Origin of the sequence: Anaerococcus urinomassiliensis, from assembly GCF_900128425.1 — a bacterium.
Taxonomy (GTDB): Bacteria; Bacillota; Clostridia; order Tissierellales; family Peptoniphilaceae; genus Anaerococcus; species Anaerococcus urinomassiliensis.
Window position 1 is genome coordinate 350,585 of the sequence record NZ_LT635782.1, and the last position, 12,915, is coordinate 363,499.

The 12,915-nt window shown below is 34.0% G+C and carries 9 protein-coding genes and 7 tRNA genes; 14 read left to right on the forward strand and 2 right to left on the reverse strand.

Going from position 1 to position 12,915, the window contains the following annotated elements:
* Nucleotides 1–182 precede the first annotated feature (182 nt).
* The 9 genes from BQ7474_RS02675 to istB all read left to right on the forward strand — a co-directional run bounded on the left by BQ7474_RS02675 (nt 183) and on the right by istB (nt 3,858).
* Nucleotides 183–257 (forward strand) — tRNA-Glu (locus tag BQ7474_RS02675).
* Nucleotides 258–359: 102 nt separating this feature from the next.
* Nucleotides 360–435 (forward strand) — tRNA-Val (locus BQ7474_RS02680).
* Between the two features lie 166 nt (nt 436–601).
* A tRNA-Asp gene (locus BQ7474_RS02685) sits at nt 602–678 on the forward strand.
* Between the two features lie 342 nt (nt 679–1,020).
* Nucleotides 1,021–1,096, forward strand: a tRNA-Thr gene (locus BQ7474_RS02690).
* 50 nt (nt 1,097–1,146) lie between these two features.
* Nucleotides 1,147–1,221: transfer RNA gene (locus tag BQ7474_RS02695), tRNA-Gly, on the forward strand.
* Nucleotides 1,222–1,291: 70 nt separating this feature from the next.
* A tRNA-Arg gene (locus BQ7474_RS02700) sits at nt 1,292–1,368 on the forward strand.
* A 26-nt stretch (nt 1,369–1,394) separates the two neighbouring features.
* Nucleotides 1,395–1,471, forward strand: a tRNA-Arg gene (locus BQ7474_RS02705).
* 349 nt (nt 1,472–1,820) lie between these two features.
* Complete coding sequence (gene istA / locus BQ7474_RS02710; RefSeq protein ID WP_073997495.1) at nt 1,821–3,119, forward strand: IS21 family transposase; 1,299 nt, start codon at nt 1,821–1,823, stop codon at nt 3,117–3,119.
* Nucleotides 3,109–3,858: an IS21-like element helper ATPase IstB gene (gene istB, locus BQ7474_RS02715; protein ID WP_073997496.1), complete on the forward strand. Its 750-nt coding sequence runs from the start codon at nt 3,109–3,111 to the stop codon at nt 3,856–3,858. The genes istA and istB overlap by 11 nt, the downstream gene beginning before the upstream one ends.
* Nucleotides 3,859–4,215: 357 nt before the next feature.
* On the opposite strand, the gene BQ7474_RS02720 is transcribed toward istB, so the two are convergent.
* The gene (locus BQ7474_RS02720) at nt 4,216–5,472 is read right to left on the reverse strand and encodes an AraC family transcriptional regulator (RefSeq protein WP_073997497.1); all 1,257 of its coding nucleotides are present in this window, start codon (nt 5,470–5,472) and stop codon (nt 4,216–4,218) included.
* A gap of 175 nt (nt 5,473–5,647) precedes the next feature.
* Here BQ7474_RS02720 and arcA point away from each other — a divergent pair, with 175 nt between their 5' ends.
* From arcA to BQ7474_RS02745, 5 genes are all read left to right on the forward strand, one after another.
* Nucleotides 5,648–6,874 (forward strand): arginine deiminase, encoded by a 1,227-nt coding sequence (gene arcA, locus BQ7474_RS02725; protein WP_073997498.1) that lies wholly within the window; start codon nt 5,648–5,650, stop codon nt 6,872–6,874.
* Between the two features lie 85 nt (nt 6,875–6,959).
* Entirely contained in the window at nt 6,960–7,964 is a 1,005-nt protein-coding gene (gene argF / locus BQ7474_RS02730) for an ornithine carbamoyltransferase (protein WP_073997499.1), read from the forward strand.
* 9 nt (nt 7,965–7,973) lie between these two features.
* Entirely contained in the window at nt 7,974–8,909 is a 936-nt protein-coding gene (arcC, locus tag BQ7474_RS02735) for a carbamate kinase (protein ID WP_073997500.1), read from the forward strand.
* A gap of 29 nt (nt 8,910–8,938) precedes the next feature.
* Entirely contained in the window at nt 8,939–10,456 is a 1,518-nt protein-coding gene (locus tag BQ7474_RS02740) for a YfcC family protein (protein ID WP_073997501.1), read from the forward strand.
* A gap of 77 nt (nt 10,457–10,533) precedes the next feature.
* Complete coding sequence (locus BQ7474_RS02745; RefSeq protein ID WP_073997502.1) at nt 10,534–12,051, forward strand: YfcC family protein; 1,518 nt, start codon at nt 10,534–10,536, stop codon at nt 12,049–12,051.
* 50 nt (nt 12,052–12,101) lie between these two features.
* On the opposite strand, the gene BQ7474_RS02750 is transcribed toward BQ7474_RS02745, so the two are convergent.
* Complete coding sequence (locus tag BQ7474_RS02750; protein ID WP_073997503.1) at nt 12,102–12,809, reverse strand: B3/B4 domain-containing protein; 708 nt, start codon at nt 12,807–12,809, stop codon at nt 12,102–12,104.
* Nucleotides 12,810–12,915: the final 106 nt, after the last annotated feature.

The following is a 12,915-nucleotide window of genomic DNA, read 5'->3' on the forward strand; positions in this document are numbered from 1 at the left end:
AAAAAAATAAGGCCCTATGGTCAAGCGGTTTCTTGATCCTAACCCCAAAACTTGTTTTGGTTGGGAGGTCAAATGTCGCGAAATAGAAATCTAAGATTTCGTAATGAAGCCGACTAAGACACCTCAAAGCAAAGCTTTGACTATCTATAAGAAATCATAATATATAAAAAAGAAAAAAATAAGGCCCTATGGTCAAGCGGTTAAGACACCACCCTTTCACGGTGGTATCCCGAGTTCGAATCTCGGTAGGGTCACCAACAAGCCTGTCCGGCTCATAGAGGACTCGTGCCAAATAGTCACGAAATTACCGCAGAACGAAGTTCGAGGACTAATGTTTGAATTAAGTGTTTTGCGAATCTGGAAGTATAGCTCAGTTGGGAGAGCATCTGCCTTACAAGCAGGGGGTCACAGGTTCGAGCCCTGTTACTTCCACCAATAATCTAGCCCGTCCGGCTAGAAGAGGACCCTCCATGGAATGGTTGCACGAAGTGCAAAAGCCCGTGTGGCTCGTAGAGTACTATCTATGGTATAATCTTGCGAATTAAGAATACCAAGTGATAGAAGGGGATTCAAAAATAGATATAGTTAATAATTCATATATGGCCTGGTAGTTCAGCTGGTTAGAATGCCGCCCTGTCACGGCGGAGGTCGTGAGTTCGAATCTCATCCAGGTCGCCATAAAAAAATATATTTCTGGAGAAGTCGATTATAATCGCCGTAACGGCGGAGAGTTCTTTGGGTTCTTCAAAGCTTTTGCAATGATTCACCACAAAGATTTCAAATCTTTTTGATTTGAAACCCTACGAGGGACAAGCTCAAATCTCATCCAGGTCGCAATAAAAAATATATTTCTGGAGAAGTCGATTATAATCGCCGTAACGGCGGAGTGCTCTTTGGGCTCATCAAAGCTTTTGCAATGATTCACCTCAAAGATTTCAAATCTTTTTGATTTGAAACCCTACGAGGGACAAGTTCGAATCTCATCTAGGTCGTCGGTAAATTTTGCAAAGGAAATAAAGCGCTGATGTAGCTCAATTGGCAGAGCAATTGATTTGTAATCAATAGGTTGTAGGTTCAAGTCCTATCATCAGCTCCATTAAACTTTCAGTGAACATACTTATATGCTATAGTGTGCAAACTAATTATGCGGATGTGGCTCAGTGGTAGAGCATCGCCTTGCCAAGGCGAGGGTCGCGAGTTCGAATCTCGTCATCCGCTCCAATTATATATATGTTTAAATTTCTCTTGCATTAATTTTGCATTGGTGTTATAATAAAAGAAATCAAGTTATGCGCCTGTAGCTCAGCTGGATAGAGCAACGGACTTCTAATCCGTGTGTCGGGGGTTCGATTCCTCCCAGGCGCGCCATTTATTTTAAATAGAATATTTTGTATGTACCATTAGCTCAGCTGGATAGAGCGTCTGGCTACGGACCAGAAGGCCTGGGGTTCGAATCCTCAATGGTACGCCAATAATTTACAATCCTTGCAATTTCAATGTTTGCTTGGGTTGTTTTATTTTTTTGTTACGGAATTTGTTACGACTTTATGATGTTTGTAAGTATTCCTAATTATATTCCTCTAAGATTCATCATTTACTTTCACTTTTTATGCGTTATTATTCAGTAAATCCTTTAAGTATTATAGGTTGTTTATTGAAGTTGCTTGCTTTATCTTAAGAATACAATTCATATATGTAAAATTATTAGATTAATATAATATGTAAATGCTAAAATAAGAATGTACAAAAGTGGTCAAATAAAAATGTACAAATAAAAACTTAATTGGATAATACATTTAATAAAATAATCAGGAGAATATATGTATTACCAATTAGAACTAAAAGATTCAAAATATTTTGAAATAAAGAATCTAAATGACTTAAATAAATTAAAAGTTTTTGAGGAGGTGTTAAATATTAAAGTCAATTTTTCAGAAATAGCAAAAGATTTAGGTGTTGATAGAAGAACTGTAAAGAAATACTATGATGGATACAATAAAACTAATACTAAGGAGAAGGCGAGTAAGATCGATCCTTTTATCCCCTTAATTAGGGAGCTTTTATGTGATTCTAGTATACAGAAGTTTCACTACAAAACTAACTTGTATCAATACTTAGTTGATAATTATGGTTTAGATGTTGCATCATCCACATTTAGACATTTCATAAAAAATCATGAGGAGTTTAATCAATATTTCGTTAAGTCTAATAAAATTAGTTCTAGTGTCAGGTGTATGAGATATGAAACTGCCCCAGGAGAGCAAGCACAGGTAGACTGGAAAGAAGATTTTACCTTTTTAACTACAGATATAGGTTATGTTAGCTTAAATATCTTTGTCTTTATCCTAGGATACTCTAGATACTCTATCTACTATGCAAGCTTAGATAAAAGACAATCAACCATATTTTCCTTTCTAAGTAATGCTTTTGAAAAATTAGGAGGAGTGCCCAGTGTAATAGTTACAGACAATCTAAAGACTGTTATGGATAAAGCAAGAAGTGAATATCACAAAGGTGAAATTAATTCTAAGTTTTATGAATTTGCTAAAGATTATGGATTTAAGGTTCAACCTTGCATAGTTAAAAGACCACGAACAAAAGGTAAAGTTGAAAGCCAAATGAAAATATTAGATGAGTTAGATGCTTATCAAGGAAAGCTATCATACAAAGAACTGATAGATAAGGTTGGAAAGATAAATTTAAGAAAGAATATGAGTATCCACCAAGGAACATCTAAAACTCCGATATCCTTGTTAGAAAAAGATAAAGGCTCCTTAAAAGCTCTTCCATCTAAAGAGATTAGGAGCCGATATCAAAACCATCAAAGCATTGTCAAAGTTAACGAATCTTCGATGATATCATACAAATCTAACCAATATTCTCTACCAACTGAATACATCGGAAAGACCGTAACACTACAAGTAGAAGACAACTACTTGTACCTGTATGATACCACACAATTAATAGTTAAGCATAAAATTACCAATAAAAAGCTAAACTATCTTAAAGAACATTATCAAGAAATAACTAAAAAGACAATGCCCTACAAAGATGAAGTAGACATAAAAAAATTCTCAAAAGAAAACTTAAAAAAGATAGGAGCCTTGTTTGACAATTAAAGAAACCAGCAATTACCTAAGATTAAAAGAAAATTTAGAATACTTAAAATTAAAACAATTCATCTTACACATAGATGATCAAATAGCTGATAGAAATACATCTTTAGTAGAATCCTTGTTAAAATTAACGGATTATGAAGTAGATACAAAAAGAATAAACGCAGCCAATCAGATGGTAAAAACAGCAGCATTTCCTTCTTTAAAAGACATATCAACTTTTGATTTCTCCTTTCAACCTAGCATTAATGAAAGACAAATTAAAGATTTATGTCAATTAGGGTTTCTAGAAAACAATGAAAATATAGTATTTCTAGGATCGAGTGGAGTAGGCAAAACTCATTTATCAATATCAATAGGTATAGAAGCGGCAAGACAAAGATATTCAACATATTTTATCAAATGTGCAAATCTACTAGAAAATCTAAAGAAAGCTCAAGATGAAAATAGGTTAGAAGCAAGACTAAAGCATTACGCCTCTTACAAGCTTTTGATAATAGATGAATTAGGCTATCTGCCTATTAGTGAAGGAGATGAACGACTACTATTTCAACTAATAGACAGAAGATATGAGAAGAAATCAACAATAGTTTCAACTAATATTAATTTTTCAGATTGGGAAAGTATATTTTATGATACAAGAATAGCTAACGCTATACTTGATAGAATTCTTCATCATTGCACTGTTATTCAGATTGTAGGTGATTCCTATAGGCTAAAGGATATTGTTAACAAGGAGTAAATTGTACATTCATATTTAGCCAAAAATGTACATTTTTATATTGACATTTACAATATAATATGCAATTACTACAATTAATTGATCTATTTTTATAGTATTTTTATGACTAAATATGCAAAAAAGGGGCTGTTACAAATTGATAGATATCTAACGTGCCATCATTGGAGTGCACTCCCAGAAAGTTTGAGGATTAGCCCGCCGGCCCAGCGAGGTAATTAGTCCGTCGGCTGGCAGAGACCTTTCTGGGAGAGTGCTCGAATGATATAGGAACGATTTATCTATTTTGCAACAGCCCCTTTACTGTATAAGTATAAAGATGTTTTGAAATCATAATTTTAGATTATGATTTTACTTCTATTACATTATAGTTCCATCGTATTGTTGAAGGTTTATATTTTTTCTAAAATTTGATGGTGTTATTTGTAATATCTGATTAAATGCTCTCCTAAATGTCCTGCTGTTGTTATATCCCACTTTTATAGCTATATCTTCGATAGGATCATCGGTAGTTTTTAGTAAATTTGCCGCTTCAGTTACTCTAAGATAGTTTAAATATTCTGTAAAGTTTTTCTCAAATTGGAAGTTTAGGATTTTGTTTACAGATGAAGTTGTCATATTAAATTTCTTAGATACTAGTGAAATGGACAATTCTTCGTCATTAAAATTATTTTCTATATATCTGATGAGATCTTTTTTAGTGTCAGATTCAAAGAGCTTTAGTCTATTTTCTGTGTGTAGATAATCTTCTCTAAATTCACTTGGAGTAACTTTCTCTCTTTGTAGGAAAGAGTTTATGAAGTGAGAGTCGTCATTGTAACCAACTTCGCTTGCTATTTCACTAAGTGTTAGCGATGTATAGGCTAGCAAATCAACTGATTTTGAAAATTTCATATCATCTAATAATTCTTTGAATGTATAGTTGAGACTTTCTTTCAAATATTTGGCCATAGAAGATTTGCTCATAAAAAATACTGATGATACTTTTTCTAGTGTTAGTTTATCGGCCAAATGTGCGTACATATAACTTAATACTTCATTTATATTGACTGTTTTCTTTTTGCTATCAATTTCTTCAGTCACATTTATGGATCTAAGGAATTCAATCGTCAATTCTACTAATAATGTTAGCAAATAAATTCTAGAAAAATTATCCCTATTTGGTGTATGATATATAGAAATATCTCCAACTTCAGCTCTAAATTTTTTCATCGTTCTAAGAATGCTCTTAAATTCGATGTCATCTAAGTATTTTATTCTATTATCTTCTATTGCTGAATAAAAAGAGCTGCTTTTTTCTGTAAATATCTCTAAATCTGATAAATAATCGGTGAAAGCACTATAATTAAATACAATTTTGATAAATTCTAATTGTTCATCAACTTGTGTGATTTCTGTTATATCCCAAGGCACTATTAAAATGATAGATCTTTTTCTTACTTCGTACTCTTTTGAGTTTAGTGTTATTTTCCCAGAACCCTTTGTACAAAGTAGAAAACGTGCTTGTTGGTGAATCATTGGCTTTGTATTAGAGCTTTCAAATTCATATTCATATGTCAGAAGACTGGATAAATCTAAGTGGGATTCAAATTTTCCTTCTAAACGTGTATTACTCATTCTATCTCCTTACATTAAGTATACTACAATTTTACCACACATTTTAGTAAAAATTCTATATAATATACTTTTTTTTACAACTAATCAGTTCGAAAATGTCCTACAATTAATTTTGAAATGTCATATAATATATGTGTAAGGGAAAATGTTTCCCGAAAATTTTAGGAGGATTTTAATGACAGCTATACAAGTAACAAGCGAAATTAATAAACTTGAAAAAGTTTTAGTACACAGACCAGGAGATGAATTATTAAACTTAACTCCAAATACATTGGAAGAATTATTATTTGATGATATTCCAGATCTAAAACTTGCTCAAGAAGAACACGATAGATTCACAGATATTCTTAGAGATAATGGCGTTGAAGTACTTTATCTTGAAGATTTAGTTGCTGAAGCACTTGATCAAAATGATGGATTAAGAGAACAATTCTTAGATCAATACCTTGAAGAAACTGGTGTAACAGATGAAGAAATATTAAGAAAATCTAGAGAATTACTAGAAGGAATTTCTGATACTAAAGAATTTGTTGAAAAAACTATGGCTGGTATCACACTTCTAGAAATAGGCCACTTTAGTGAAGAAGAACTTAAAAACATGGGTGAAAAAGGTAACTACCTTGCAATCAACCCAATGCCAAACCTATACTTCACAAGGGACCCATTTGCTACAATTGGCAATGGTGCATCTATAAATACAATGTTCTCTGAAACACGTAATAGAGAAACAATTTATGGAGATTATATCTTTAGATACCACAATGATTATAAAGATCAAGTTCCAAATTATTATGGTAGAGGCAAAGATTACCACATAGAAGGTGGAGATGAATTAATCATTTCTGATAAAACATTACTAATTGGTATTTCTCAAAGAACAGAATTTGAAGCTATAAAAGATTTGGCTAAAAATATTTTCTTTGGCGAAGATGGAAATACAATAGAAACAATTTATGCACTAAACATTCCGGTAAATAGAGCATTTATGCACTTAGATACTGTATTTACAAGAATAGACCACGATGCGTTCACATACCACCCAGGTATTATGCAAACACTAAAAATCTACAAAATCACAAAAGGTGACAATGATATAAACATTGAAGAAAAATCTGGTGAATTTGAAGATATTTTAGCTGAAATCGCTGGTGTAGAAAAAGTTAGACTTATAGCTTGTGGTAATGGGGACCCAATTGCAGCTGAACGTGAACAATGGAATGATGGATCAAACACATTAGCAATTGCACCTGGTGAAGTAGTTGTTTATAAGAGAAATACAGTTACAAATGCTGCACTAAAAGAAGCAGGAATCAAAGTACACGAACTAGACGCATCAAACTTAACAGTAGGCCGTGGTGGTCCAAGATGTATGTCAATGCCATTTGTAAGAAGCCTAGACTAATTTTTTAATAATTAATATTGCAAAAACCTTAAAAATAAAATAAAATTATACGGTGACAAAAAAATAAAACTATAAGGAGAATTATATGCCAGTAAATTTACAAGGAAGATCTTTCCTAACATTAAGTGATTACACAGAAGCAGAAATAAACTATCTATTAGACCTATCTGCTCAATTCAAAAACCTAAAACTATCAAGAACACCACACAAATACCTAGAAGGTAAGAACATCGTTCTATTATTTGAAAAAACATCAACAAGAACACGTTGCTCATTTGAAGTTGCAGGTCGTGACCTTGGTATGGGAGTAACATACCTAGATCCAGGTTCAAGCCAAATGGGTAAAAAAGAATCAATCGAAGATACTGCTAAGGTACTTGGTAGATTCTATGATGGTATCGAATATAGAGGATTTGATCAATCACTAGTTCAAGCACTTGCTGATAACTCTGGTGTTCCAGTTTGGAATGGTCTAACAGATGACTTCCACCCAACACAAATGATTGCTGACATGATGACAATCAAAGAAAACTTTGGATACCTAAAGAAATTAAACTTTGTATTCATGGGTGACTGCAGAAACAACGTATCAAACTCACTATTAATCACATGTGCTAAACTTGGTGTTAACTACACAGGTTGTGGTCCAAAAGAATTATGGCCAACACAAGAGCTAATAGATGAAGCTAAGAAATATGCAGAAGTTCACGGTTCAACAATCAACTTTACAGAAGATGTTAAAGAAGGTGTAAGCGGAGCTCACGTTATCTATACAGATATCTGGGTATCAATGGGTGAACCAGACGAAGTATGGGAACAAAGAATTGAACAACTTCACCCATACCAAGTAAACCAAAAAGTAATGGACATGGCTGATGAAGATGCTATATTCATGCACTGCCTACCATCATTCCACGACCTTAAAACAGTAGTTGGTGAAGATGTTTACGAAAAATTCGGTGATAAATACGAATTAAACGGCATGGAAGTTACAGACGATGTATTCCTTTCAAACAAATCAAAAGTATTTGATGAAGCTGAAAACAGAATGCACTCAATCAAAGCTGTAATGTATGCAACACTTAAATAAGGATACTAAATGAGCAAAAAAAGATTAGTTATCGCTCTTGGGGGTAATGCTTTAGGCAAAACCCCTGAAGAGCAATTAGAATTAGTAACAAAGACAGCTGAATCAATTGTAGATTTATCAGAAGAATATGATCTTGCAATAGGTCATGGTAATGGTCCACAAGTTGGTATGATTAACAATGCTTTCGAATATGCAGCATTAAATGGAGCTGGCACACCGGCTATGCCTTTCCCAGAATGTGGAGCTATGAGCCAAGGATATATTGGATATCACCTTCAACAATCAGTAAGAAACGAGCTTAAAAAACGTGGCATTAACAAAAATGTTGCAACTGTATTAACTCAAGTTCTTGTTGATGAAAATGATGAAGCATTCAAAAATCCAACAAAACCAATTGGTTCATTCATGACTAAAGAAGAAGCTGACGAAATAGCTAAAGAAAAAGGATACACCTTTGTAGAAGATGCTGGCCGTGGCTATAGAAGAGTTGTAGCAAGCCCTATTCCAAAGGAAATTGTAGAACTTGATGTCGTAAATAGCCTAATCGAAAATGACAATATCGTTATAACTGTTGGTGGTGGTGGTATTCCAGTAATTGATAAAGAAGACAAATTAGAAGGAATCCCAGCAGTAATCGACAAAGATAGATCTTCTGCTCTACTTGCTGAAGAACTAGAAGCTGATATGCTTGTAATCCTTACAGCAGTTGACCAAGTTATGATTAACTTTGGTAAAGAAAATGAAGAAGCTATCAAAGAAATGACCCTAGAAGAAGCTGAAAAATATATTGGTGAAGAACAATTCGCAAAAGGCTCAATGCTACCAAAAGTAGAAGCTTGTATGGAATTTGTTGAAAACACTGAAAATGGTATTGCTCTTATTACTTCTTTAGAAAAAGCAGCAGAAGCTTTAAAAGGACAAACAGGAACAATCATAAAAAAATAATAACAAAATAAAATATAAGGAGGGGCAAAATGGCAGAAAATAAGGGGAAAAAGAAAAAACGTTCTCTTAGCGCTTTCTCAATACTGATGATAGTTCTTGCTGTTGTTTGTCTATTTTCATTGTTATTAAATGGATCCCCAATCAGTTCTAGCATTATAGAAACTCTAGATCCAGAAAAATACGGTGAAATGATAGATACAGTAAACAGTGGAGGAACTGTTGCAGTTCAAAGTGCAAGTCTATCAGATTTTGTTATGGCTATACCAAATGGTTTTATTAATGCAGCTGATCTTATTATCTTCATCTTTGGTATAGGTGGTTTCATCGGAACAATGATGTCAACAGGAGCTCTAGAAGCAGGAATTTATAACCTTGTTGGCAAAATGAAGGGTAAAGAAAATAAACTTATCGGCATTTTAATGTTTTTATTCTCACTCGGTGGAACAACTTATGGTATGGCAGAAGAAACAATTGGTTTCTATCCATTAATCACAGCAGCAATGGTAGCTGCAGGATTTGATACAGCAGTAGCTGCAGGTACTGTATTATTAGGTGCAGGAGCAGGTGTATTAGGTTCTACAATCAACCCATTTGCAACAGGTGCAGCTATGGGTGCACTTTCATCTGTAGGAATTGAACCAAATGCTACCACAATAATGATTGTTGGTGTTATACTTTGGTTAACAACACTAGCAGTAGTAGCAAAATTTGTAATTTCTTACGCTAAAAAGGTTCAGGAAAATAGAGCTAATACAGTTCTAAGCTCAGATGAAGTTGCTGAAATGGATGCAGTTTATGGTCAAGAAAAAGACCAAGGTCTTGTATTTACAAAACAACACAAACATGTACTTATAGTATTCGCAATTGCATTCGTAGTTATGATTCTATCACTTATTTCTTATGTTGATATCAACTTTGCCGGCGATGAAGATGCTTATATGAACGCATTTGGTTGGTCAAAATTCCTAACAGGACAACCTTTAGGTAAGTGGTACTTTGCTGAGCTAGGTTCTTGGTTTATACTTGCAAGTATCATAATTGCTATAGTAGCTCGTATGAGTGAAAAAGAATTTGTTGATCAATTCATAGCTGGTGCAGCAGACCTATTATCTGTAGCATTAATCATTGCAGTAGCACGTGGTATCACAGTTGTTATGAATCAAACTCACCTTGACTTCTATATCCTAGATAAAGCAAGCAATATGCTTAGAGGTGTACCAGCATTTGTATTCGTGCCACTTTCATACCTAGTGTATATGCTACTAAGCTTCTTAGTACCATCTACATCAGGACTAGCAGCACTATCTGTTCCAGTAATGGGATCACTTGCAAATGCACTTGGATTTAACCCAAGCATTATGATTATGATATTCTGTGGAGCTTGCGGTCTTATAAACTTTGTTACTCCAACATCAGGAGTAGTAATGGGTGGACTTGCAGCTGCAAGAGTAGAATACTCAACATACCTAAAATGGGTTAAAAAACCATTCTTTATAGTAATGGTTCTAAATATTATAATATTATCAATTTGTATGATGGTATTTTAAGCAATAATAAAAGCCGCCAATTCTTTAGTGAATTGGTGTTTTTTTTCTTTATGAGTAATAACTAAATGAGGAGATCAATGAAAGAAAAGAACAAGAAAAAGAAAAAAGAGTCTCTAACGGCCTTTTCTATAATAATGATAGTACTGGCCTTGGTATGCTTATCATCCCTATTTATAAAGGGAGCAAAAATCAATGATGCTATAATACTAGAGCTTAATAAGGATAAGTATGCTGAGCTTATAAATCAAGTTGAAAGTGGTAATCCTGTCAGGGTCAAATCTGCCCAAATATCTGACTTCATCATGGCAATACCTAGAGGATTTATAGATGCTGCTGACTTGATATTTTTTATAATAGCTGTTGGTGGATTTATAGAATTGATGATGAAAACAGGGGCCTTAGAAGCTGGGATAAACCGCCTTATAAGCAAGATGCAGGGATCAGAAAATAAATTAATAATAACCCTTATGAGCCTATTTTCCCTTGGTGGAACAACCTATGGTATGGGAGAAGAAGCCATAGGATTTTATCCCTTGCTAACAACTACCATGGTTGCCGCAGGTTTTGACTCGCTTGTGGGGATAGCGACTATCCTTTGGGGATGTACTGCAGGAACAATGGGATCAACCTTAAATCCTTTTTCAACAGGAGCTGCCATGAGTGCCCTATCATCAGTCGGAATAGAACCTGATACTAATCTGGTAATGCTAGTTGGGGCTATAATATGGCTAGTAACTATTATAGTGGCCATAGTTTTTGTAAATAGGTATGCAAAAAAATTATTAAAAGATAAATCAAAATCTGCTCTAACAGACCAAGAGCTAGAACTTATGCACAAAAGTTTTGATAGCAAAAATGACGATGACGTTGAATTTAACAAAAAACACAAAAGAGTCTTATTTGTATTTGCTATAGGCTTTGCAATAATGATATTATCCTTGATATCATATGAAGACTTATTTTTTGCAGGAAATAGGGCAGGATTTGAGAAGTTTTTTTCTTGGACTAGGTTTTTGACAGGTGAATACTTTGGTAAATGGTATTTTAAGGATTTGGGTGCCTGGTTTGTTGTAATGAGTGTAGGGGTTTCTCTAGTAGCTGGCCTATCTGAGAAAGAATTTATGGATACCTTTATCAAAGGAGCCCAGGGGATTATATCAGTTGGTATAATCTTGGCCATAGCCCGTGGAGTATCCATAGTTATGGCTGATACCCACATGGATTTTTATATCCTTGATAGGGCAAGCAAGCTTTTAAGTGGCATGCCTGGATTTGTCTTTGTACCCCTATCCTACATCATTTTTATGTTCGTAGGTATCTTGGTTCCATCATCATCTGGCCTTGCCGCCCTATCTATCCCGGTAATGGGTCCATTGGCTAGTGCTCTAGGCTTTAACCCAAATATAATGATAGGTATATTTACTGCAGGACTAGGTAGTACCCTTTTACTAGCACCGACATCACCAATGTTGATGGCAGGACTAGAACTTAGCAAAATAGAGTATGGGTCTTATCTAAAGTGGGCAATTAAGTATGTAATAACCATTGCAATAATCCATATCATAATCCTATCCATTGCCATATATATTTTATAGGCTAATATTGGATAAAAAAAGACAAGTCATAGGCTTGTCTTTTTCTAAGGCTATTTTAATGTTATTTCTGGTTCATTTTTTGTAAGAATCTTGATTTCTGTTTGGCAATTAAGATATTTTTCAAAACTTTTTGCCATAGTATTTAATGCTTCCTTATGGTCTTCGTCTCTATCTGGGTCAATGGATTCCATTATTAAAACAGCGTTTTTTGTATCTTCTGTAATCATTGTACGAACGCCATCTCTCCAGTTAAAACATCTGCAAATTGCACCGGTATCATCTACATATGCTAGTTCACCAGGATATGTTTCAGATTCGTTATCATCTCCCAATGCTTGGAATTTGTCTCCACCTTCAGTGATTTTTAATACCATATCACCATCAAACTTATCAAAATCTTCAGCGCCAGCCGGAATAGCGTAGGATAATGAAACGGCATTGTAAATGTCAACTAATGGGTTGATTGAACCAACAGGATTGCCTTTGTCTACTCTTTTTAGTAGGGCTTCTATAGCACATCTTGCACCTTTTTTGCTTTTAAATTTCTTGAATGCATCTCTCCATACCTTTATTACTTTATTTTCAGAAAAAACTGGTTCAGTTAAGTAATCATAAGCTTTTTCGTTTGCTTCATTAAGCATATCTTTTATTTCTCTACTAGAAGATTCATTGTTTTCAATTCCTTTTGCTATAACTACTCCAATTTTTGCATCTGGGAATAGTTCGAAAAAGGATGAATCTGCGATAAATTTGGTCATAAAACCCTCCTTAATCTTTTCATCCATTATATTAATAAGTTAAAATTAAGTCAAATAAAGATATGTATTTAATAAGATTCTTTATGTAAATTTAACAACAAAAGAA